The sequence below is a fragment of the Rubellimicrobium arenae genome (assembly GCF_017916275.1).
GTDB lineage: Bacteria > Pseudomonadota > Alphaproteobacteria > Rhodobacterales > Rhodobacteraceae > Rubellimicrobium > Rubellimicrobium arenae.
Window position 1 is genome coordinate 15,718 of sequence record NZ_JAFMST010000010.1, and the last position, 19,384, is coordinate 35,101.

General features: G+C 69.0%; 18 protein-coding genes. 4 read left to right on the top strand and 14 right to left on the bottom strand.

The features are described from left to right. Positions 1–6: 6 nt before the first annotated feature. Entirely contained in the window at positions 7–3,039 is a 3,033-nt protein-coding gene (locus J3P31_RS16025; RefSeq protein ID WP_210529506.1) for a PAS domain S-box protein, read from the bottom strand. A 445-nt stretch (positions 3,040–3,484) separates the two neighbouring features. Between J3P31_RS16025 and J3P31_RS16030 the strand changes: the two genes are divergently transcribed. Together J3P31_RS16030 and dmeF are read left to right on the top strand one after the other, a co-directional pair. Continuing rightward, positions 3,485–3,760 carry a metal/formaldehyde-sensitive transcriptional repressor gene (locus tag J3P31_RS16030; RefSeq protein WP_210529507.1) on the top strand — a complete coding sequence of 92 codons (276 nt, stop codon included), beginning with the start codon at positions 3,485–3,487 and terminating at the stop codon, positions 3,758–3,760. Between the two features lie 8 nt (positions 3,761–3,768). Beyond that, positions 3,769–4,764: a CDF family Co(II)/Ni(II) efflux transporter DmeF gene (dmeF, locus tag J3P31_RS16035; protein ID WP_210529508.1), complete on the top strand. Its 996-nt coding sequence runs from the start codon at positions 3,769–3,771 to the stop codon at positions 4,762–4,764. 521 nt (positions 4,765–5,285) lie between these two features. On the opposite strand, the gene J3P31_RS16040 is transcribed toward dmeF, so the two are convergent. Beyond that, positions 5,286–5,741 carry a metallophosphoesterase family protein gene (locus tag J3P31_RS16040; RefSeq protein ID WP_246849587.1) on the bottom strand — a complete coding sequence of 152 codons (456 nt, stop codon included), beginning with the start codon at positions 5,739–5,741 and terminating at the stop codon, positions 5,286–5,288. A gap of 353 nt (positions 5,742–6,094) precedes the next feature. Here J3P31_RS16040 and J3P31_RS16045 point away from each other — a divergent pair, with 353 nt between their 5' ends. Beyond that, positions 6,095–6,676 (top strand): VPLPA-CTERM sorting domain-containing protein, encoded by a 582-nt coding sequence (locus J3P31_RS16045; RefSeq protein WP_210529510.1) that lies wholly within the window; start codon positions 6,095–6,097, stop codon positions 6,674–6,676. 402 nt (positions 6,677–7,078) lie between these two features. Here the strand turns inward: J3P31_RS16045 and J3P31_RS16050 are convergent, their stop codons facing one another. Together J3P31_RS16050 and J3P31_RS16055 are read right to left on the bottom strand one after the other, a co-directional pair. Then, positions 7,079–7,720 carry a VPLPA-CTERM sorting domain-containing protein gene (locus J3P31_RS16050; RefSeq protein WP_246849586.1) on the bottom strand — a complete coding sequence of 214 codons (642 nt, stop codon included), beginning with the start codon at positions 7,718–7,720 and terminating at the stop codon, positions 7,079–7,081. Between the two features lie 201 nt (positions 7,721–7,921). Continuing rightward, positions 7,922–8,698, bottom strand: a complete 777-nt coding sequence (locus J3P31_RS16055) for an alpha/beta fold hydrolase (RefSeq protein ID WP_210529512.1) — start codon at positions 8,696–8,698, stop codon at positions 7,922–7,924. Positions 8,699–8,996: 298 nt separating this feature from the next. Between J3P31_RS16055 and J3P31_RS16060 the strand changes: the two genes are divergently transcribed. Beyond that, positions 8,997–9,476: an Lrp/AsnC family transcriptional regulator gene (locus J3P31_RS16060; protein ID WP_246849585.1), complete on the top strand. Its 480-nt coding sequence runs from the start codon at positions 8,997–8,999 to the stop codon at positions 9,474–9,476. A gap of 114 nt (positions 9,477–9,590) precedes the next feature. Here the strand turns inward: J3P31_RS16060 and J3P31_RS16065 are convergent, their stop codons facing one another. From J3P31_RS16065 to J3P31_RS16110, 10 genes are all read right to left on the bottom strand, one after another. Next, a complete protein-coding gene (locus J3P31_RS16065) occupies positions 9,591–10,370 on the bottom strand; it encodes an SDR family oxidoreductase (protein WP_210529513.1) in 780 nt (259 codons plus the stop codon). Continuing rightward, the gene (locus J3P31_RS16070) at positions 10,370–10,690 is read right to left on the bottom strand and encodes a nuclear transport factor 2 family protein (RefSeq protein WP_210529514.1); all 321 of its coding nucleotides are present in this window, start codon (positions 10,688–10,690) and stop codon (positions 10,370–10,372) included. The genes J3P31_RS16065 and J3P31_RS16070 overlap by 1 nt, the downstream gene beginning before the upstream one ends. Positions 10,691–10,771: 81 nt before the next feature. After that, positions 10,772–11,380, bottom strand: coding sequence for an NADPH-dependent FMN reductase (locus J3P31_RS16075; protein ID WP_210529515.1), 609 nt, complete (start codon positions 11,378–11,380; stop codon positions 10,772–10,774). A 282-nt stretch (positions 11,381–11,662) separates the two neighbouring features. Continuing rightward, complete coding sequence (locus J3P31_RS16080; protein WP_210529516.1) at positions 11,663–11,992, bottom strand: hypothetical protein; 330 nt, start codon at positions 11,990–11,992, stop codon at positions 11,663–11,665. 167 nt (positions 11,993–12,159) lie between these two features. Continuing rightward, positions 12,160–13,068: a LysR family transcriptional regulator gene (locus J3P31_RS16085; RefSeq protein ID WP_210529517.1), complete on the bottom strand. Its 909-nt coding sequence runs from the start codon at positions 13,066–13,068 to the stop codon at positions 12,160–12,162. 227 nt (positions 13,069–13,295) lie between these two features. Then, positions 13,296–15,512 (bottom strand): alpha-amylase family protein, encoded by a 2,217-nt coding sequence (locus J3P31_RS16090; protein ID WP_210529518.1) that lies wholly within the window; start codon positions 15,510–15,512, stop codon positions 13,296–13,298. 43 nt (positions 15,513–15,555) lie between these two features. Continuing rightward, on the bottom strand, positions 15,556–16,554 hold the full coding sequence (locus tag J3P31_RS16095) for an ABC transporter ATP-binding protein (protein ID WP_210529519.1): 999 nt from the start codon (positions 16,552–16,554) through the stop codon (positions 15,556–15,558). Beyond that, positions 16,551–17,546, bottom strand: coding sequence for an ABC transporter ATP-binding protein (locus J3P31_RS16100; RefSeq protein ID WP_210529520.1), 996 nt, complete (start codon positions 17,544–17,546; stop codon positions 16,551–16,553). The genes J3P31_RS16095 and J3P31_RS16100 overlap by 4 nt, the downstream gene beginning before the upstream one ends. Further along, positions 17,543–18,427, bottom strand: a complete 885-nt coding sequence (locus J3P31_RS16105) for an ABC transporter permease (protein WP_210529521.1) — start codon at positions 18,425–18,427, stop codon at positions 17,543–17,545. Before J3P31_RS16105 ends, J3P31_RS16100 begins: the two co-directional genes overlap by 4 nt. Then, complete coding sequence (locus tag J3P31_RS16110; protein ID WP_210529522.1) at positions 18,424–19,359, bottom strand: ABC transporter permease; 936 nt, start codon at positions 19,357–19,359, stop codon at positions 18,424–18,426. Before J3P31_RS16110 ends, J3P31_RS16105 begins: the two co-directional genes overlap by 4 nt. Positions 19,360–19,384 lie beyond the last annotated feature (25 nt).

Consider the following 19,384-nt stretch of genomic DNA (forward strand, 5'->3'; position numbering starts at 1 on the left):
CTTACCCTATCGGCCTTGCGGCTCGCGGTCGAGCGGGAGGTCGATGGTGCAGCGGAGTTCCGCGTCTCCCAGCTCGTAGGTGGTCTGGGCGCCCAATGAGTAGGGGAGCGCCCGTTCGATGAGCCGCCGCCCGTAGCCGCCCCCCCGCTCGGCGGCGGAGGAGGGGCCCGTTTGCGTCGGCGGCAGCTCCTCCTCGCGCCATTCGATATGGACCTGCCGCTGGCCTTCAACCTGGTGGAGGCGCCACATCACGCTGAGCCTCCCTCCTCGACCCGACAGGGCGCCATACTTCCGGGCGTTGGTGGCCAGTTCGTGGATGACCAGGGCCAAGGTCTGCACGATGGTGGGGCGGATCCTCACCGCGGGACCCTCGAGCCGGACCGTCTCGCCCTCCTTGGCCCCCAAGGCGTCCAGTTCCAGCCTGAGGAGCGCGTGCAGGGTGATGGGCTCCACCTGTGCGCGGGACAGCAATCCCTGCACGCGCGAGAGCGCGGCCATGCGGTGGTTGAACTCCTCGCGGAAGGCCTCCGTCGGGCCCGTGTGCGCCATGGTCTGGTTGGCGATGGAGCTCACCACGCCGATCAGGTTCCTCGTGCGGTGCTGAAGTTCGGTCACGAGCATCTCGAGCCGCTCGCGGGCCTCGATCTCCTCGGTGGTGTCGTGCGAGAGGCCGCCGATCCGCTGCACGCGGCCGTCCGCATCGCGCAGCGGGAAGTCGGTGTTGCGGATCCAGCGGGTCTGACCGTCCGAGGGCCGGATGACGCGATAGGTCTCGGTCGCGTTCTCGCCCGCCCGCACGCGCCGCAGAAGGTCCAGCACCTTCTCCCGGTCCTCGGGATGCACCAGCTCCACCCAGCGGAAGACCTGGTTGCCGCGCAGCGCCTCCTCGCGGGGGAGCCCATAGACCGTCTCGTAGGCGGGGCTCAGATACTCGTAGGCCAGGCTCTCGCAGTTGCGGATCCAGAGCACGTCCGAGGACGCCTCCCCGAACTGCCGGAAGCGCGCCTCGCTCTCGCGCAGCGCCTCCTCGGTGGCCCGCCGCTCGGTCACGTCCTGGCCCACCTTGACGAAGCCGGTGACGGTGCCGTCCGGGTTCGTGAGCGGGCGCGCCACCCCGTCGATGAACACCCGCGCCCCGTCCTTGCGCAGGTGCCAGCGCACGTTCGGGGCATGGCCCTCCTCCTGCGCCGTCTGCCGCTCCTTCGCGGGCACGTCCGCCGCCCGGTCCTCGGGCGTGTAGGTGATCTCCATGGGCTGGCCCACCGCCTCCTCGGCAGACCAGCCGAACACCTCCTGGGTCCCCTTGGGCCAGATCGCGATGCGGCCCTCCGCGTCGGTGGTGAAGATGGCGTAGTCGGTCGCCGTCTCCACGATGGCGCGGAAGCGCTCCTCGCTCTCGCGCAACGCCGCTTCGGACCTCAGCCGCTCGGCCTCGGCCTTTTTCTTGTCCGTGATGTCGCGGAAGTAGACTGACAGCCCGCCGTCCGGGGTCGGGAAGATGCTGATGTCCACCCAGTGGCCCAGGATGGGGGAGACCGACTCCAGCCGGACCACCTCGCGCGTTTCGGCCGCGCGCCGGTGCGCCTTGTAGGGCTCCGAGCCCACGGCTTGGGGAAACTCCTCCCAGTAGACCCGGCCCAGGAGCTCCTCGCGCGAGCGGCCCCACCACCGTTCTGTCTCCCGGTTCACGTAGGTGAAGCGCCAGTCCCGGTCGACGGCGTAGAATGCGTCCGAGATGCTTTCCAGGATCTCGGCGTTCTGCAGGGCCAGGCTCAGGCGCTCCGCTTCGGCCTCCTTGCGCTCGGAGATGTCATGCCAGAACACCGCGAGCCCTTCGGGCACGGGATAGGCCCGCATCTCCAGCCAGCGCGCGGTGCCGTCCTGCCAGGTGTAGCGGTGCTCGAGGGAGACAGGTTGCTGCTCGGCCAAGGCACGCTTGAACCGGCGGCCGATCTCGCTGTCCTCGGAGCCTGGGTAGACCTCCCAATGGCTGCGGCCGACGATCTCCGACAGGGGTCGCGTCTCCAGCCGCAGCGCAGCCTCGTTGAAGATCAGGATGCGGAAGTCGCGGTCCATGAGGCCGAAGGCCTCGCCCATGCCCCCCAGCACGCTCTGGAGCCGCCCCTCGCGCTCGCGCAGCGCCTTCTCAGCCTCGCGCCGGGCAGTGACATCCCGCGCGGCGCCCAGCCACTCGACGATGTGGCCGTCCGCGTCCTTGATCGGCACGGCCCGCGACAGCACCCAGGCGGTCCGGCCCTCGGGATGCCTGACCCGGTGCTCCATCTCGAAGAGGCCCTGGGTTCGGATCGCCTCGTCGACGGCGGCGTGCACCCTGTCCCGGTCCTCGGGGTGGACGTAGTGCTCCCGCCAGTTCCCGGTGGGCCTGGGCATCTCGGCGAGGAGTCCCCGCCCCTGAAGCTCGCGCATCTCGCGCCAGTCGGGGCTCATGCGATAGACCACATCGTTGCTCGCGGTCACGAAGGCGCCGAAGCGTTCTTCCGTCGCGCGCAGGTCCCGGAGCTTGAAGAGCCGGTCGATCACCGGTCCCAGGATGGTGGCGTAGGTGCGCAGGAACTCGATGTCGTCCTGGTCGAAGTCGCGGGGCTCGGTGTCGTCGACCTGGAGTAGGCCATAGGCCCGCCGCCCCGGCAGGAAGATCGGCACGTTCACCAGCGCCACCACGCCCTCGTCCTTCATGAAATCGGGCACGTCGAAGCGGTCCTCGCGGGCGATGTCCTGCGTGACGACGGGCTCGCCCGCCTCGATGGCAAAGGTCTCCGAGGAGTGCTCCTTCATCGACAGGCGCAGCTGGCCCACTACGCCCGCGGCCCAGCCCACGCCGGCGCGCACGAACAGGGTCTGGCGGCCGCGCTCGATTTCCAGGACCTTGGCGCGGCCGGTGCCCAGGGCCGCGCTCACCAGCCGGCAGGCCTCGGCCAGCACCGCGTCCAGGTCCTCGGACTGGAGCGCCACGTCGCCGAAGTCGGCCAGCACCTTGCGCTGCCTCAGCAGGGTCTCGCTTCTGTCGCGGTCGGGCATGGCGGGCACCTGCTTCCATAGACCTCGATGGCCTCCGGGGAGAACAGGAGCGCGCGAGGTTGGGTTTCATGGCCAGGAGCAGGATGGCTCCCGGCGCTCGGGCCGGTCCTGCGCAGGCCCTCCGGGCCGTGCGGAGCCCCAGCCGAACCCCAGTGGCAGGGAACGGGGACCCTCGGTGACGGAAGATGGCCCCGGTGGTCGTCCACCGCCTTGGGCCGGAGTTGCGAGCGGCCATGTCCATGACGATGCGCCATGACTGGGACGACCAAGGTGGTCCCCCACCTGTCAGAGCACCCCGCCGGAATCTCGCGCGGTCCGGAGATCCGTGCAGGGTCCCTGCGCCCTCAGGACGGCTTTAGGGATCAGGCTTTGCAGGAGCCGTGCGGCGACCTGCCACGGCGCGACGGGTTTCTCCTGCCCTCAGGATGGTATAGGGGGGTATCCCATGTCCCATACCAAGACCAACAAAGACCACCTCCTCGCCCGGGTGCGTCGCATCGCCGGCCAGGTCGCCACGATCGAGAAGGCCATCGCCGAGGAGGCAGGCTGTTCGGTCGTCCTCCATCAGGTGGCCAGCATCCGCGGTGCCGTCCTCGGGCTCATGGACGAGCTGGTCGAGGACCATGTGCGCGAGCACGTGGCCCACCCCGACCTTTCCGAGGCGGCCCGCGCCGAAGGCGCCGAGGACCTGATCGCTGCCATCCGCCGCTACGCGAGGTGAGGACGCCCATGCCCCACGACCATGCCATTCACGACCATGACCATGCTCGGGACGCCCTGACCCACGAGCACGTGTTCCTGGGCCGCGACCACGATGCGAATGCCCGCCGGACCCTGGCCGTGGTCGGGCTGACCTCCCTCATGATGGTGGGCGAGATCGTGGCGGGCTATCTGACCGGCTCCATGGCCCTGCTGGCCGATGGCGTCCACATGGCCACCCATGCGGGCGCTCTGGGCGTCGCGGCGGCGGCTTATGCCTTTGCCAGGCGCCATGCCCGCAACCCGCGTTTCACCTTCGGCACCGGCAAGGTGGGCGACCTGGCCGGCTTCTCCTCGGCGCTGCTCCTGGGCGTGGTGGCGGTTGCCATCGCGATCGAGTCCCTGGCCCGGCTCCTCGAGCCCCAGGCGGTGGCCTTCGGGTCGGCCATCCTCGTGGCCGTGCTCGGGCTCGCCGTGAACCTGATCAGCGCCCTTCTGCTCGGCCATGGCCATCATCACGGGCACCACCCGCATGATCACGGCCATCACCGTGACCACTCGCACGATCACGGCCCCCACCATCACGAGGACGAGCAGGCGCACGGCCCCTTGGGGCGCCAGGGCGACAACAACCTGCGGGCGGCCTACCTTCACGTCCTGGCCGACGCGCTCACCTCGGTGCTGGCCATCGTGGCGCTGATCGCGGGCCGCACGCTGGGCTGGGTCTGGCTCGACCCGGCCATGGGGATCGTGGGCGCCATAGTGATCGCGCGCTGGTCGTGGAGCCTCGTGCGCGACTCCGCCCTGGTCCTGCTCGATGCCACCGATCCCGCGCTGGAGGAGGAGGTGCGCGAGCAGGTGGAAGGCGCGGGCGACGCCCGCATCACCGACCTCCATCTCTGGCGCGTGGGGCCCGACGCCCATGCGGCCATCGTCAGCGTCACGGGCCCGGTCGATGTCGAGGCGGTTCACGCCCGGCTCAGGCCCGTGCACGAACTGGCGCATGTCACTGTCGAGGTGCGCTGAAGGGCGGCTCACGCTGTTGATCCGCCTGCGGGGGGCCTTTGCCTCGCGTCAGGCGACCGAACGCCCCTGCTGGCCGGGCGCTCAGGGCATCCCGGACCATGGATGAACCTCGCAACGCTGCGGGACCGAGCCGATGGAGACCGGGGCACCCTTGAACCGCAGCGTGGCGTCTGCACTCCTGCCGACACCCCTTCTCCTGCTGCGGCGCTCGGGAAGATCCCTGCCGCGGCGCTGCCCAATGGGGCCAGGACCATGGGCGTAGAGCGCGTCCTGGAGGCCCATCCCGGCCTCAAGCTGCTCAGGGTTGCTGGCCTGGTGCGCAAGACGCCCAGGGAGGCCTGTTGCGGATGTGGATCATGTGGGTGGACGGGCGCACTCCGGTTGTTGCCTCATTGGGCGGCGCAGGCCCCATGCCTGGGAGAATGACTGGCGGGAGCGGTTGTCATGCGTGGGTAGGGCGGGACCGATGTGCATGGAGCGCCCCTGCGGGGCCGCCCGCGTCAGGCGCTCCTCCGTGATCGCTACACTGCAAGGACATGGATCTCGGGCGTCAAGTGACCGGAATCGATCCCGAGGGTCGCCACCGTGACCGGAAGCTTGAAGCGTTTCGGACCGGCGCTGCCCGGGTTCAGAAACAGCACCCCACGCCGCGTCTCGACCTTGGCGCGGTGCGAGTGGCCGTAGACCACCACGGACATGTCGGGCTCCAGGGCATCGGGACGCAGGTCGGCCAGGTCGTGCACCACGTGGATACCGAGGCCACCCAGACGAAGAGTGGTGCTGGCGGGATAAAGTTGAGCCCAAGCCGCTTTGTCGATGTTGCCCCTGATGGCGGTGGTGGGCGCAAGCCCGTGGAGCGTGGCGATGATCTCAGGGGCTCCGATGTCGCCGGCATGGATGATGTGGTCGACTCCCCTGAGCGGCTCCAGCGCTTCGGGGCGCAAGAGGCCATGCGTGTCAGAGATGATGCCGATCATGACCCCGGGTTTCATGGTCCCTGCGCGCCGTCCCAAGCTCGTCGACGACAATCCTAGCAACCCTGGCCGCGCCAGCCCAGGCCTGCCACCGGCTCTGGATGCGACGTTGGGCATCGCTCGGGTCCCGCCCGCGGCGCTCACTTCGCTTCCGGCTCGACTGCGGGACCTGCAAGCGACGAGGCGCCGTACGAGCCGATGGAGCGCGTCGGTGCAGCAGGCGTCCGACTGAGATGACAACAATGCTCCTGCTAATCACGGACTGATCACGCATTCGGGATAAAAGTTCTAGCTAACGCTTCCGGTCCGGATAGAGTGTTTCCAACTGAGCGCACATTCCATTGCTGGAGATCAGGTTGAAGATTCTTGCTGCCGCCGTGGCCCTGGCTGCGACGATCGGAGGCGCCGCCTCGGCCACAACCGTCGACGACCCCAACGTTTACTCCTTTGCGGGCTACGACATCCGCATCGAGCGTAACGAGATGGGCCAGATCAACGTGAGCTACGAAGGCGGCCCCTGGCCGGGCTTGAACTCGGTCTTGGAGGAGGCTGGCCTTCACGGCGACTACATCGCCGTCAACTACATCTATCGGCACAAGGGCTACGAGGACGAATACGGTCGCCTCTGGGAGGACGACCCGAACCGGATCGTCTATCTCCCGATCGCCGGCGGCGTGGCGAAGTCGGCCTACTACGGCTCGACTTATTGCTGGGACGACACCTACGCCTCGGTCGACTGCCCAGACCCGTCCCGGCGCAGCCTGTTCTACTACACCGGCCGGTTCACCGGCCAATGGGGCCGGCCGCTGCCCGACTGGATCCAGGGCCGGCCGCATTACGACCTTCCCAAGGCCCTGCCCGTGCCGCTGCCCGCCTCGGGCGCGCTCGTGCTGGTCGGCCTCGGTGCCCTGGGCCTCCTGCGGCGCCGTCGGCGCTGAAGGTTGCGCGCACCTCGCACGACCCAAGCCCCTGGCGGGCTGGCTCTCCAGCGCAGGCTGCAGCCCACACAGATCGGGAGATCCCCGATGAAGATTTTGGTAGCGAGCTCGGCCTGGGCCGTTCTGTCCTGGACTGCTGCTACGGCCGGGCTCTTGCGTCACTCGGACCGTTTCGTCGGGCGGATGATGGACTGCAGCGTGCAAGAGCCGAACTGGCGCCGGCCTTCAGCTTGCTCACGATGATCTTTGCAAACATGTCCTCTGGCCGGCTCATTGGCCTTCCGGACCATGCCCCTGTCCTTTGGCGCTAGCCAAGGGAAAGGCCAGGGCGTTTCGACCCACTCACGCCCGTTCGGCCTAAGGGACCCCGATGGGTGGGTTGGTTCCCGCAGGCATGGCTCATCAGTTCGCCTTGCGCCGGTGCCGCAGCCCGGCCACCCCGCCCAGCGCCGCCAGCAGGAGAAGACCCGAGGCGGGCAGCGGCACGGGCGCGACCTTCCAGTAGGAGCCATGGAAGGTCCCGAGCCGGTCATGCGACCCTTCCATGCCGAAGAAATCCCCTTCCGAGCCAGTGGAGCTGAAGACGACACCTTGGTCGAAGACGCCGGACCAGTTCGTGACGCGCCGATAGCGGTCGGTCCCGAATGTGATCGAGAGATACCCGCCCACCACAGACTCCCGCAGGTCACCGAAGAAGGACCCGGAGGCCGTGAGCCAGTCGAACTTGGGAAGCACTCGCCCGGTGGTCTTCCAACTGACCGTCTGCTCCCCGGAGGTAAGGGTGGTCGTGAGATCGATGCCGTCCGTGCGGATCAGAAGGTTGGCGCCCGCCAGGGTGTCGACCGGCAGCAGGTCCTCGTTGATGGCAAGATGCGCCGAGAAACCCGAATGGCTGGTCTGCGGGTAGCGCGTTTCATCGAAGCAGACCTCGCCATCTCGGCAGGTCAGCGTCAGTCCCTGGTAATCATAAGTGATAGTCCCAGCCTGGCTCGCGCCAGCCGCCATCGTCAGCGCTGCCGCCAACGTCGCCGCACATCGTTTCATCTGGAACTCCATGACGGGCGCTCAGTCGCGCCCGCCCAGATTGCGGCAGTACTGTGGCGGATGTCCACACGGAACCCTGAAGCGCCGGCAATCCCGTGACTGATGCTCGGTCCAGCAGTGGTTCAGGGACGCACCTTGGCGGATCGAGGCCGTCGAGGGCGCCCTGCCGGACCGAGGTCCGCGCCTTGGGGGCCGTCGAGGCTATTGCGCGAGGGTCTGATCAGCAAGCGCCATGGCAGCCTCCTCGATCAGGTGAGCGACCGCCTCGGGCTGCGACGCGAAGACAGCGTGACTGGCGGCGACCTCGACCACGGTGCTGCCGGCCCGTTCGGCCATCGTCCGCATCAGGTCGGGATTGATGGCCCGATCCTCGGTCGCGATCAGCGCCCAGCTTGGCTTGGATCTCCAGGCGGGCTCTCCGACCGGGGTCCCGAAGGCCGCGGCCGCCGGGAAGACCTGGGAGCGGGCCATGAACTCCGCCTCCTCCCTGGGCAGGTCGCCGGCGAAGTCCGCGGCAAACACCGTCGGGTCGAGATAGAGGAACCCGTCCGGGGTGGCGGTGATGCCGGTGGTGGCGGCCGGCATCCGGCCCGCAAGGTCGAGCAGCGTCTCGCCCGCGTCCGGCTGGAAGGCCGCCACATAGACGATCCCGGCCACGTTGTCCGCGCGCCCGGCCTCGGTCACGATCATGCCGCCGTAGCTGTGGCCGACCAGGATCGAAGGGCCGTCCTGCATGTCGAGGATGCGCCGCGTTGCCTTCACGTCATCCTCGAGCGAGGTCATCGGGGGCTGCACGACGGTGACCGCGAAGCCCTTGGCCGTCAGGAGGTCATGCACCTTGCGCCAGCCGGAGCCGTCCGCCAGCGCCCCATGGGCGATCACGACGTTGCGGATCGGCTCGGCCCGGGCAGCAACAGCGCCTGTGAGTCCCATCGCAAGCACTCCGCCAGCGAGCAGGGTCGTCTGTCTCAGGGTCATCTCTTGGTCTCCTCTTGGGTTGGCCGCACGGGGCGGCGGTTGCTTCGGACGCGCAGGCACGCGTCCTCTTCACCCGGGCTGACAGGCGTCAGTCCGGCGGTCGCCGGGCTTGCCCGGCAGGGTCACGGCTTGGAGTGTCTCAGTTGCGCTTGACCGAGGGAGCCGTAGGCGCTCCGTCGATCCGCAGGGAGAATCTACCGAAGAAGCCGGGAAAGGTGCTCTCTAACTTCGCGCAGCAATTTCCGTCCTGACAGGGTATGTCAGGATAGAACGATCAGATGTTCCGGATGGAAGCTGCATGATGGAAGATCCTTCCAAGGGTGATCTGGACCGAATCGATCTGCGGATCCTGCGCCACCTGCAGGCGGAAGGACGGCTGACCAATGCGGAGCTGGCGGCCCGCGTCAGCGTCAGCCCCGCCACCTGTCACCGCCGCACGCAGCGTCTGTTCGACGCGGGCTACATCACCGAAGTGCGGGCCGTCGTTGCTCCGGCCGCGGTTGGCCTCGGCGCCCTGGTGATGGTGGGCGTGGTGCTCGACCGCTCGACGCCCGAGAGCTTCGCGGCCTTCGAGCAGGCGGTCCTGGCGCTCAAGGACGTGCTCGACTGCAACCTCGTGGCCGGCGACTTCGACTACCTGCTCAAGATCCGCGTTCGCGACATGGCGGATTTCAACAGGCTCCATGCCCAGAAGCTGATCGCCCTTCCCGGAGTCCGGCAGACCCGGACCTTCTTCGTCATGAAGGAGGTCAAGGAGAACGCGCGGCTGCCGTTCTGACCCAGGGCCGGCCAGCGGCAGGGGAGGGGTGGTGCTCCGGTCCATGGTTCGTCTCCATGCATGGACGCCGCCGTCGCGGCGGGACTGGTCGGGCGGTGGCGGCGCGACCGGACGTCAGACGGTCGGGACCGTTCCGCCGTCGATCAGGTGCTCGGAGCCGGTGATCGCGCCGGCGCGGTCCGAGACGAGGAAGGCCAGGAGGTTGGCGACCTCGGCCGGCCGGGCCGCGCGGCCGAGCGGGATGCCCCCGAGCGAGTCCATGATGATCTTCCGCCCGCCTGCGGCATCGGTCCCCGCGTCCCGCGCGAGCCGCTCCGCCAGATGGACCGAGGCCTCGGTCTCGATCCATCCGGGCGACACCCGGACCACGCGGACGCCCCGCGGGGAGACCTCCTTCGACAGGGCCTTGCTGTAGGTCGAGAGCGCGGCCTTGGCGGCGGCATAGGCGGTCGTGGCCTCTGGCAGCGGCAGCCGGCTCTGGATCGAGGTGACGTGGGCGACCACGCCGCTCCCTTGGGCGATCATCGCCGGCAGGAGCGCGCGGTCGAGGCGGACCGCCGGAAAGAGATTGAGGTCGAGCTCCCTGCGCCAATCGGCCTCCGAGAGCGCAGCGAAGCCCCCGGCCGGGGCGGAGGAGCCGCCGAGCATGTGGACCACGATGTCGACGCCGCCCAGGCGGTCGCGCGCGGCCTCGCTGACGGTCGCGCAGCCCTCCGGCGTGGTCAGGTCGGCGGCGACGAAGAGGTCTTCGGCCATCGTCCCGGGCCGCGACCGCGCCGTGGTGAGAACCTGCGCCCCGAGATCGCGAAACAGCTGCACGGTCGCTGCGCCGGCGCCCTTGGTGCCGGACGTGACAAGGGCGCGCTTGCCCGCAAGGGAGATGAAGTCCCGCATCACCCGATCTCCAGCCGGGCGATGCGGCCGCCGGCCAGCGTGAAGGCGAAGGTCAAGGTTGCCGGGCTCCCGGGGAACTCGCCGGTGACGCGGGCGCGCACGACGGTCCGTCCGTCCGCCGTGGTCGCGTCGAGCGGTTCGGCCCTGTGCCGGTACTTGGCCCTGGCGGCCTGCCACCAGGCAAGGATGGCCTCGGATCCCGCATGTTCCGCCCCTTCGTCCTTGACGGTGGCGTCTGGCGAGAAGGCCGCCGCGAGGGCGGAGGCGTCGCTGCGCTTCTCGGCCTGGAAGAATGCGTCGACAGCTGGGGAAAGTTGCATCTTCGGACTCCTTCGCTTGAACTGCTGGTCGTACCGTCGGCTCGCGACCCAGGTCTTGCGGGCGGGCCGGCGGATGTCCGGTCAGGCCGCCTGCCTCGTTTCGGCCTGGCGGGCCTGCTTCAGGACCCGGGCGTACCAGGCGACCTGGTCGAGCATGTCCTTGGCCGAACCGCCGATGGCGGCCTCGATGGCCTCCATGGGCTCGGCGTTCGGATTGTAGGCGCTGACACGGAAGAACTCGGACCCGCCGATGTGGACGGCGGAGCGGACGGGGACCATCTGGGCCTCGATCGCGATGAGGCGCAGGTGCTCGATCGCGCGCGCGGCCCCCACGCCGCCATAGCCGATGGCGCCCATGGGCTTGCGGTTCCAGCCCACATAGTCTTGGTCGAGGGCGTTCTTGAGCGCCCCGGTGATCGAGCGGTTGTATTCGGCGACGACGAACACGTAGCCGTCGAAGCCCGCCACCGTTTCCTGCCAGCGGGTGGCGCGGGGATCCTTGGACGGCAGCCACATGTTGGACGCGACCTCGTCGAAGAAGGGCAGGTCGAAGTCGCGCAGGTCCACGAGCTCGACGTCGATGTCGCCCCGTTCCCGCATCTTCTTGAGCATCCACTGCGCGGGCTTGTCGGCCCAGCGGGACTGGCGCGTGGAGCCGATGACGAGGGCGATCTTGGGAGTGGTGGTCATGGGCAGGACTCTACTGTCTGCGGCCCTTGGGCCGGGGTTGGGGTTGGCTCGACACGTTCTCTGGGGGCCGACCTAGCGGGGGCAGGAATCGGAAGAAGTCGCCGGATCGGAACGCCGCGTCTCTGTCGGGAGACGGCCAGCGGGATCCCGGTGCGTCTCCGGCCGTCAGGAGCCTCGACGGTTCGATCCGGCGTCTTTGACCGATGTCGTGTGGCTGGCCCCGCGAGACGTCGAACGGCCGACGTTCCACGGAGGCCCGGCTGCGGCCACCGGCGCTCGCACTCAGTTGTGGATCCTGATGATCTGCTGGGCGACGGCCTGCCCATCCACGAGGAGAACAGCCAGGACCTTGTCGGTCGTGGACGGCGTGAGCGAGACCTTCACGTCGCTGTTGGCGCCCGCCCGCACGGCCGCGGAACCCAGAAGACGACCTTTCTGGCCGGCATGGTAGTCATGGATCGCCACGCGGCCATGGTCGCCGGCCACGACGGTGCCGAGCTCGATCAGGGTCTGCGAGCCCTGCACCTCGCTCAGCGCAAAGGTGTTGCTGGCGGACGCCGCGCCAGCGCCGAGCAGGATGCTGATCGCGAGGGAGGGAAGGAGCTTCGTCATGATGTGTCCTTTCATGGGCTTGGTGTGCTCATGAACTACTTCTGGACAATCAGTGGCAGAAGTCGGCCGTTTTGGATGCCGTGTCTCTGCATGAAGACAATCGACTGGTCGGGATGGCCAGGAGGCCGCGTCGGGGCAGGGTGCGCCACCGGTTCGGTCGGACCGGCCTAGAGCGGGAACGCCCGTCGGGGCACTTCCACCGCCAGATGATCGATCAGGGCCCGAACCGCTGGCACGAGCTGCTTTCGCGACGAGAACACGGCATGGATGATCCCGAAGGCCGAATGCCACTCGGGCAGGAGATGCACGAGCTGGCCAGAGGCGATGGGTGCCCGCGCGGCATGTTCCGGCAGATGCGCGACCCCGACCCCGCCGAGGGCGGCCGCGCGCAGGACATCGAAGCTCGTGCATATCAGGCGCGGCCGGTGCTGGATCACGCGGGTTTCGCCCGCCGGGCCGATCAGGTCCCAGGTCACCTCGTCGCGCTCGCCGTCCATCGACAGGCAGGGCAGCTCGACAAGGCGGTCGATGGTGATCCCGCCTTGGACGGTGGCGAGGAGCGCGGGGCTGGCGACCAGCACAAGCGTGGACCGACCAAGCGCCCGCACGATCAGGTTGGGATCGGTGTCGAGGCTTGCCCGGGCGCGAAGGGCGATGTCGACGCCATCCTCCACCAGGTCGGCCCTGCGGTTGAGCACCTTGATCTGCACGCGCACCTTGGGGTGCCGCGACAGGAACCCGGGCAGGATGTCGATCAGGAGATCCTGGATGAGTCCCTGCGGGCAGCTCACCCGCACCATCCCATTGGGCTCGGTCTGGGCGCGGGCGGCCACTGCTTCGGCCGCCTCCGCGCCGGCCAGCATGGCGTCGACCTGCTCATAGACGCTTTGTCCCACGTCGGTCAGGCGAAGCCGCCGGGTCGTCCGCTCAAGGAGCCGGATCCCCAGACGTTCCTCGAGAAGGGCGACCCGCTTGCTCAACGTGGCCTTGGGCAGGCCGGTCGCTCGGGCCGCCGCGGAGAAGCCCTGATGCGTGGCCACGGCATGGAAGAACGCAAGGTCGTTCAGGTCCTGCATGGATCCGCCATCCTGTCCCGCGTCGATGATCCGGGAGGATGATTGTTCGATCAGGGAGACGCAACTCGGCCAAGGCGAGCCATGGGCCGGGGGGCGGCTGGCTCGCTTGCCGTGTGCGTGCGGGGCCTCGGGCGCTGCATGTCGGCGAACGCCCTGCAGGAGGTTCCGGGGCAAGAGGCCAGCGTGCCGCCCAGCCGCTGGTGCCCCCGCGCCCCGTCAGGCGCCGCTCACCTTCCGTCGTCCCCGGATCGGGAGAGGTCCCCGGCCTCGATGACGACCACCTCGTGCCCGACGACCCGGTCCAGGGTGATGGTCAGGTTCGTGCCGTCCACCTCGATCGATGATGGATCCTGGGACACGCGCAACTGCACGCTGGAGCCGGCCCGGCGGCCCATATCGACCTTGAGCTCGACGGGCCCGATCGGGATCACGTGATCCTGCCGGCCGGGGACCGGGGCCGTGACGATGCGGCTCGTCAGGTGCACGATCCAGCGGCCCTCCTGGGCATAGGCCGTCGCTGCGACCAGGCCGCCGGGGGCGCTGACCTCGACCGGCGCTTGGCCGCTCAGCGCCCAGCGGACGGCGTTGGACAGAACCTGCGCGTGCTCGAACGAGCCTTCGCGGGCGTAGCAGCGGTCCAGGTCGGCAAGGACGTGGGCAAGGCGCGAGCCGTTCGGACCATCGCGGACGGCGATGGCCGGGATCTGTGTCCGCCGTGTCCGCATCCACGAGGTCTCGGGCGGGTAGATCGGGAACTCGGGGATGAAGGTGGCGAGGACCGTGGTGCCCGGCTCGGCGCGCATGGAGGGGAGAAGGCCGCCGAAGGGGAGCGTGTCAGTGTCGTCCAGGCCATCGAGGACGGGATGGCGCGGCAGGACCTCGGCCGGGGCCTCCTCGTCCCGCGGGCCATAGACGTCGTGGCGCCGCTCGGGCGCGAGGCGAAGGTAGGAGTGGCGGAGCGGGATCTCGATGCTCGGGTCCGGGGTGGTGTCCGCCCCCAAGGTTTCGTCGTCGGGAACGAGGCCGAAAAGGTCGGACAGGGCAGGCGCGTCGCGCCACTGGCCTTGGCCGTCCCTCCGGCCCGTCTCGCCGGTGGCGACCAGCGAGCCCCCGGCTTCGACATAGGCCCGGAGCGCGGCTTCCGCGTCCCCGTCGATCACCACGAGGTTGGGCAGGACAAGGACGTCGAAGCGGCCCTGGGCCCGGGCGATGTCTTTGACCTCGATCGGCAGCCAGTCGAGGCCGGCGCGAGACAAGGCCCGCACCATGCCCCGGTAGGGATCGAGGGTCCGCTGCTCGGGCCGGTCGCGGCCATGGAGGTCGTGGTTGGCCTGGCTCCAGACAACGCCGATCCGGGCGAGGGGCGTGCGGTTCACGAGGATGTCCTGGTTCGCCTCGTGCCAGCGGAAGATGGGCTCGGCGGTCCGATACTGGCGCCGGTCCTCGTGCGCGGCGCCGATATGATGCCACCAGGGCTGGATGCCTCCGGCGAAGGCGGCCTGGGTCCAAAGTTGCACCTCGGCCGGCGGCATCGAGGACAGCCGGAAGGCCGGGGAGCCGAGCTGGTACTGCGGCGTGCTCTCGGGGATGAGCTTGTCCCATCCGAGGAGCTCGTGGAGCCGCTTGCCGGCTTCGGTGTTCTGCTCGAAGCCGTCCTCGGGCGTCCGTCGCTGGTGGTCCAGCATCACGATCTCGGAGCGGGCCAGGATCTCGCGCAGGTCGATGAAGCGGTTGCAATTGTTGAGGACCTCGCCCGAAAGCATCCCCATCCAGCGGCAGTCCGGTCCGCCCGCCTCCATGGTGACGGCGTTGTTGAAATCCCAAAGCTCGGTCCGGCGGCGGTAGTTCCAGGCCACCCAGGCGCGATAGGCCTCGTCGTCCCAGTCCTCGCGCTCGGGGAGGTCATGGCCCTCGGCCGCGAAGCGCTGGCGGCAGTTCAGGCAATGGCAGATCTTGGTCCGGGGCAGCCCGGCCCAGGAATTGTCGGCGAACCCGTCCGGGCTGGAACGCGCGATGATCTCTCGCATCACCTGGGGCAGGTGATCGGAGTAGTAGGGCGAGTTGATGCAGGTGACGAACTTGTCGGCCTGCTTGTAGGGCCGGCCTTCCGCATCCACGCAGATCCAGTCGGGATGCGCCTCGTAAAGCTCCCGGACCACGCGGTTCGAATCCATGCGCGCGATGACGGCCAGGTTCTCCTCGCGGGCGGCGGCCACGATCTCGCCGTAAAGGTCGCGCCCGTCGAGGGTCTCGGCCTGATGATGGAAGGGGATCTCGCTCGGGTAGTAGGCGATGATGCCGCCCGCGTTGACGATGACACCCTGGACGCGGGTGCGGCGCCAGTGCTCACGCCAGAAGCCGGCGTCGTAGCGGGTGGGATCGATCTCGGTGAGGTTGGTCTGAGCCCAGCGCAGCGTCGTGCGATACCAGGGAGCGTGGTCCATGGGGGAGTCCTTGTCGTGGGGATCGGGCGGGCGGCGGCGGCGCTCAGGCCGCGTTGCCTGTGGGGATCGGGTTCGGTCGCGCAAAGTGGCAGGCGGCCAGCTGGCCCGGCGCGACCTGCGCAAGAGGGGGGCGGTCCCGGCGGCAGACCTCCTGCGCGATGGGGCACCGGGTGTGGAAGGAGCATCCGGGCGGGATGTTCGACGGGCTCGGGACGTCGCCCTTCAGGATGATGCGACGCGAGACGGTGTCGACCTCGGGCTCGGGGGCCGCCGACAGCAGGGCCTGGGTGTAGGGGTGCTGGGGCGCGTCGTAGATCAGGCGCTTGGGGCCGACCTCGACGATCCGGCCCAGGTACATCACCGCGACGCGGTCGGCGATGTGGCGCACCACGGCCAGATCATGCGCGATGAACAGGTACGAGAAGCCCGCATCGCGCTGCAGGTCCTGCATGAGGTTGATGATCTGCGCCTGGATCGAGACGTCCAGCGCCGAGACGGGCTCGTCCGCGACGATGAAGGCCGGGTTCACGGCGATGGCGCGCGCGATGCCGACCCGCTGGCGCTGGCCCCCCGAGAACTGCCGGGGGAGCCGGTCCATGTAGGCCGGCGGCAGGCCCACCTGCTGGAGCAGCTCGGCCACGCGGTCGCGGCGGGCCCGTCGCCCCCGGGTTAGACCGAAGATCTCGAGCGGCTCTCCGATGATCTGCCCGATGGTGCGCCGGGGCGAGAGCGAGCCGAAGGGATCCTGGAAGATGATCTGCATGCGCTGCCGCATCATCCGCATCTCGGCCGAGGACAGCCGGGTCACGTCCTGCCCCTCGAACCGGATCGTCCCGTCGGTGGGATCGATCAGCCGCAGGAGCAGGCGCCCGAGCGTGCTCTTGCCGCAGCCGGACTCGCCCACCAGAGCCAGGGTCTCGCCAGCGTCCACGTCGAAGGTGACGCCGTCCACGGCCCGGACCTGGTCGGAACCGCCGCCGAACCAGCCACCGGTGGCGCCGAAGGTCTTGCCGAGGTTCTCGGCCCGGATCAGTGCCGTCATGCCGCAGCTCCTGCCTGGGTGACGCCTTCGGCCGCCGCCGTGACCCAGCAGGCCGCCGACTGGGATGGACCGAAGCGGAACATGGGGGGCATCTCCTCGGCGCAGCGGGATACGGCGAGTTCGCAGCGGTCCCGGAAGGGGCAACCCTGGCGGATGGAGCCGGCGGGCGGCACGGACCCCGGGATCTGGTAAAGGCGCTCCGCCTCGTGGCCGCGGCGCGGCACGCTGCGAAGGAGGCCCCGGGTGTAGGGATGCTGGGGCCGTGTCAGGATGGTGCGGATGTCGGCCTCCTCGACGACGCGGCCGGCGTACATGACCACCACCCGCTCGCAGACGTCGGCAATGACGCCGAGGTCGTGCGAGATCAGCAGGATCGCCATGCCGAGCTCGCGCCGGACCGTCTTCATCAGGTCGAGGACCTGGGCCTGGATGGTCACGTCGAGGGCGGTCGTGGGCTCGTCGGCGATCAGGAGCTTGGGCTCGCAGGCAACGGCCATGGCGATCATGACCCGTTGCCGCATCCCGCCCGAGAACTGGTGCGGATAGGCCCCGAGCCGGCCCTCGGCGTTGGGGATGCCAACGAGGCGCAGCATCTCGATCGTGCGCTCGCGCCGTTTGGTGCGGTCGCGCCAGCCGTGGAGGAGCAGCGCCTCGCCGATCTGGTCGCCGACGGTCATCAGCGGGTTCAGCGAGGACATGGGCTCCTGGAAGATCATCGCGATGTCGCGGCCGCGGATCTCCGGCAGCGCGGAGGCGGGAAGGTCCAGAAGGTTGCGCCCTTCGAACTCGATGCGCCCCTGGACCACGCGCCCGCCGATCAGCCGCATGATGGCGAGCGAGGTGACGGACTTCCCGGAGCCGCTCTCCCCCACAAGGCCCACGCTTTCGCCCCGCCCGATGGAGAAGCTCACGCCCTCGACGACGCGGATCGGCTTCTTCGGTGAGCCGAACTCGATTGTGACGTCTGTCAGCCGCAGAAGGTCCGGGGTCATCGCGACGCCTCCGGGTCAAGGGCGTCGCGGACCGCGTCGCCGAGGAGGTTGAAGGCCAGCACCACCAGCGTGATGAGCGCGCCCGCGCCGATGATCGGCCAGGGCGAGCCGAACAGGTTGTTGAGCCCGTCGCGGATGATGTTGCCCCAGGACGGGTTCGGCGGCTGGGTCCCGATCCCGAGGAAGCTCAGCGAGGCTTCGAGCCGGATGGCCGAGGCGATCCAGAGGGTGGTCAGGACGACGATGGGCGCGGCGATGTTGGGCACCACGTGGCGAAGGATGATCATGGGGGTCCGGAGCCCGACGGCCACCGCCGCCTCGATGTAGGGTTCCTGCTTGACGGCGAGGGTCGAGGCGCGGGCCACGCGGGCGAAGCCGGGCGTGAAGGCCACGGTCAGGACCGCCACGACGTTCCAGAAGCCGCCCCCCAGGACCGCCGCGATGAGGATGGCCAGCAGCAGCTCGGGGAAGGCCAGGAGGAGGTCGATGACCCGGCTGATGATCCGGTCGACAAGGCCCCCGAAGTAGCCGGCGATCACGCCCAGGAAGGTCCCGATGATGGCGGCCAGCACCGGAGAGACGAACCCGAAGATGAGCGAGTTGCGGGAGCCGAAGACGAGGCGCGAGAGGATGTCGCGCCCGAACTGGTCGGTGCCGATGGGATGGGCGGCCGAGGGCGGCTTGTTGACGTCGAGGATGCTCTGGGCCAGCGGATCGTAGGGGGCGATCAGCGGCGCCAGCGCGGCCACCAGGATGAACAGGATCACGACGACCAGGGCGAAGATCGTCGCGGGCCGGTCGAAGATGACGCGGCGGAGCGTCGCGAAGGCCGAGGGCTGCGCGGCCAGGGGCTGGAGGGCGGGGTCGATGGAGGCGGTCATGATACGCGGATCCGGGGATCGACCAGGACATAGGCGAGGTCCATGGCGAGGTTGATGGCGACCACGAAAAGGGCGAAGACCACGATGCCCCCCTGGATCACGGCATAGTCGCGCTCGGCGATGGCGGAGATCAGGAGCTTGCCCAGGCCGGGTCGGTTGAATACGAGCTCGATGGCCACCGATCCCGAGAGGGCGGTGAGCGTGGTGAGGCCCAGGCCCGTCGTGAGCGGCAGCAGCGCGTTCCGGAGCCCGTGCCGGTAGATCACCCGGGGCTCGCGCGCGCCCTTGGCCCGGGCGGTGCGGATGTAGTCCCGCCCCAGCACCTCGAGCAGCGCGGTCCGCGTGAGGCGGCCGAGGAAGGCTGCCTTGATGAAGGCGAGGGTCAGGGCCGGCAGGAAGACGTGATGCATCCGGTCGAGGAAGCCTTCCCCTCCGCCGTTGATCGGGAACCAGCCGAGGTTGAGCGAGAAGACGATCAGGAGCAGCGCGCCCAGATAGAAGTCGGGCACCGCATAGCCGATGAGCGAGAAGCCCCGCATCGCGGAGTCCGGCGCCCGGTTCGGGTTCGTCGCCGCCCAGACTCCGAAGGGGACGCCGATCAGGACACCCAAGAGGACGGACGCGATGGTCAGTTCGATCGTGTAGGGCAGGTTGTAGGCGATCAGCCCGAGGACATCCCGGCCGTTCATCATCGAAGCGCCGAAGTCGAGCGTGAGGGAGTTGACGACGAAGGTCAGATACTGCTGCCACAAGGGCGCGTTGAGCCCCATCTTCTCCCGGAAGGCTTCGCGTTGCTCGGGGGTCGCGAAGTCCCCGAGCGCGGCGACAGCCGGATCCCCGGGCAGGATCCGCATCGCGATGAACACCAGGGTCAGGACGAGCAGGACGGTCGGAATCGCGTCCAGGAGCCTGACGACGATGTAGCGGGTCATGGCTGCGTCTCCCGTTGCATGGCGA

Bases quoted from the DNA above. Each gene is read 5' to 3' on its own strand.
- J3P31_RS16025 (WP_210529506.1), bottom strand. From the start codon at position 3,039: ATGCCCGACCGCGACAGAAGCGAGACCCTGCTGAGGCAGCGCAAGGTG.
- J3P31_RS16030 (WP_210529507.1), top strand. From the start codon at position 3,485: ATGTCCCATACCAAGACCAACAAAGACCACCTCCTCGCCCGGGTGCGT.
- dmeF (WP_210529508.1), top strand. From the start codon at position 3,769: ATGCCCCACGACCATGCCATTCACGACCATGACCATGCTCGGGACGCC.
- J3P31_RS16040 (WP_246849587.1), bottom strand. From the start codon at position 5,741: ATGATCGGCATCATCTCTGACACGCATGGCCTCTTGCGCCCCGAAGCG.
- J3P31_RS16050 (WP_246849586.1), bottom strand. From the start codon at position 7,720: ATGAAACGATGTGCGGCGACGTTGGCGGCAGCGCTGACGATGGCGGCT.
- J3P31_RS16055 (WP_210529512.1), bottom strand. From the start codon at position 8,698: ATGACCCTGAGACAGACGACCCTGCTCGCTGGCGGAGTGCTTGCGATG.
- J3P31_RS16060 (WP_246849585.1), top strand. From the start codon at position 8,997: ATGATGGAAGATCCTTCCAAGGGTGATCTGGACCGAATCGATCTGCGG.
- J3P31_RS16065 (WP_210529513.1), bottom strand. From the start codon at position 10,370: ATGCGGGACTTCATCTCCCTTGCGGGCAAGCGCGCCCTTGTCACGTCC.
- J3P31_RS16070 (WP_210529514.1), bottom strand. From the start codon at position 10,690: ATGCAACTTTCCCCAGCTGTCGACGCATTCTTCCAGGCCGAGAAGCGC.
- J3P31_RS16075 (WP_210529515.1), bottom strand. From the start codon at position 11,380: ATGACCACCACTCCCAAGATCGCCCTCGTCATCGGCTCCACGCGCCAG.
- J3P31_RS16080 (WP_210529516.1), bottom strand. From the start codon at position 11,992: ATGACGAAGCTCCTTCCCTCCCTCGCGATCAGCATCCTGCTCGGCGCT.
- J3P31_RS16085 (WP_210529517.1), bottom strand. From the start codon at position 13,068: ATGCAGGACCTGAACGACCTTGCGTTCTTCCATGCCGTGGCCACGCAT.
- J3P31_RS16090 (WP_210529518.1), bottom strand. From the start codon at position 15,512: ATGGACCACGCTCCCTGGTATCGCACGACGCTGCGCTGGGCTCAGACC.
- J3P31_RS16095 (WP_210529519.1), bottom strand. From the start codon at position 16,554: ATGACGGCACTGATCCGGGCCGAGAACCTCGGCAAGACCTTCGGCGCC.
- J3P31_RS16100 (WP_210529520.1), bottom strand. From the start codon at position 17,546: ATGACCCCGGACCTTCTGCGGCTGACAGACGTCACAATCGAGTTCGGC.
- J3P31_RS16105 (WP_210529521.1), bottom strand. From the start codon at position 18,427: ATGACCGCCTCCATCGACCCCGCCCTCCAGCCCCTGGCCGCGCAGCCC.
- J3P31_RS16110 (WP_210529522.1), bottom strand. From the start codon at position 19,359: ATGACCCGCTACATCGTCGTCAGGCTCCTGGACGCGATTCCGACCGTC.